The organism is Collinsella aerofaciens, assembly GCF_005845035.1.
GTDB classification, from domain to species: Bacteria; Actinomycetota; Coriobacteriia; order Coriobacteriales; family Coriobacteriaceae; genus Collinsella; species Collinsella aerofaciens_I.
This window is the reverse complement of the sequence record NZ_SPFO01000046.1, coordinates 1-1,538: the sequence shown is the minus strand read 5'-3', so window position 1 is coordinate 1,538 and position 1,538 is coordinate 1. Positions and strand designations below refer to the sequence as shown.

The 1,538-nt window shown below is 69.4% G+C and carries 1 protein-coding gene; it reads left to right on the top strand.

The genetic code is table 11. The annotated features are described in order from the left end of the window. Positions 1 to 133: 133 nt before the first annotated feature. Positions 134 to 1,255, top strand: a complete 1,122-nt coding sequence (locus FGQ67_RS09980) for an IS110 family RNA-guided transposase (RefSeq protein ID WP_138341796.1) — start codon at positions 134 to 136, stop codon at positions 1,253 to 1,255. Positions 1,256 to 1,538: the final 283 nt, after the last annotated feature.

Below are 1,538 nucleotides of genomic sequence, written 5' to 3'. Positions count from 1 at the left end.
GACAGACACTATGACCCAATCCGAGGGCACTAAAAAGATAGGAGCCCCCGCTCGTGACCGCGGGTCGGGGCTGCGACAATGATGTTGAAGTGCCATAGGCGCAGCCGCGCCGCAACGAGGTTGGGAGGCTCCCATGCCAAAGTATTCTACCGCGTTCGGGATGGACGTCCACCTGAGGTCGACCACCGTCTGCGCCCTCGACGCGGACACCGGCGAGGCCGTGACGAGGAGGTTCCCCGGCAACCCCTGGGGCGAGATCGCCGGGTGGATGGATGGGTTCCCCGGGCCGTCGCTCGCGGCCTACGAGAGCGGCTACCTCGGCTTCGCCCCGCAAAGGGAGCTCGCCGGGCTCGGCGTCGAGTGCGTCGTCGCCGCGGTCTCGAAGATCCCCAGGTCGGCCGCCGACTCGGCCTCCAAGAACGACAGGAACGACGCCGCCAGGATGGCCAAGGCGATACTCGCCCACGACATCTCCCCCATATGGGTCCCCTCCCCCGAGGTCGAAGGCATCAGGGACCTCGCCGGCGCCTACGACGGGGCGACCGCGCGCCTGGCGACCGCCAAGCAGCGGCTGCTCGCCTTCCTCGCAAAGCGGGGGTTCGTCTACGGCGGCACCACGCCCGCCGGCAACCCGAGGAAGTACTGGACCTACGACTTCCTGAGGTGGCTCGACAAGGTCAGGCCGGAGGACGATGGCGGGGTTCGGACGCTCGCCGCCCTGAGGAACGAGGTCGAGGCCGCGGCGGAGGCCCGGGCGGACCTGCTCTCCGAGTACAGGGCCGCCGTGGATGCCAGCCCGATCGCCGCGGAGGTGGCCGCCCTCCAGTCGATCAAGGGCTGCGCCTTCGCGCTGGCCGCAGCCTTCTCGGCCGAGGTCGGCGACTTCACGAGGTTCCGTTCCGGAAGGCAGGTCACGGCCTATTTCGGCCTCGCGCCGAGTCAGAGGTCGAGTGGCGACTCCGTGCGGCTCGGAGGCATCAGCGGTGCGGGCAACGCGCTCGTGAGGAAGCTGGCCGTTGAGGGTTCATGGTGCTACGCCGCGGCACGGCACCAGCCGAAGCTCATGCCAAGGGACACGGGCGTGCCCCTCGAGATAAGGATGCACGGGAGGAAGGGGTCCGAGCGGCTCCTGCGGCGGCGCGAGGAGATGCTCGCCCGCGGCGTGCCCGCGGCGAAGGCCAACGCGGCCACCGCGGCCGAGCTCGTGAGGTGGCTCTGGGCCCTCGGCATGATGTGCCGGGAGGGCGCGGAATAGACACAGCCCCCGTCCCGGCGAGCCGGGCGGCCTTCGGGGATACCCCCTATTTCGCTGTGCGCGCGGAGCCCTCCGCATGCGCCTCGACAGACTTGGGGAACCCCGCCGAAGGAATGGAGTGCGGGCCGACAGAACGGTATCCGCGGATATGAGACTGAGCCGAAGGCGTCGATGACATGCCGGGGGCGGACCGGGACGGGTTAACGGCAGGCCCCGCCGACCGATTGCAAGCGGTCGGCGGGGCCATTGTGGCTCTTGACAGCGGATTGGGTCATATGAGCGA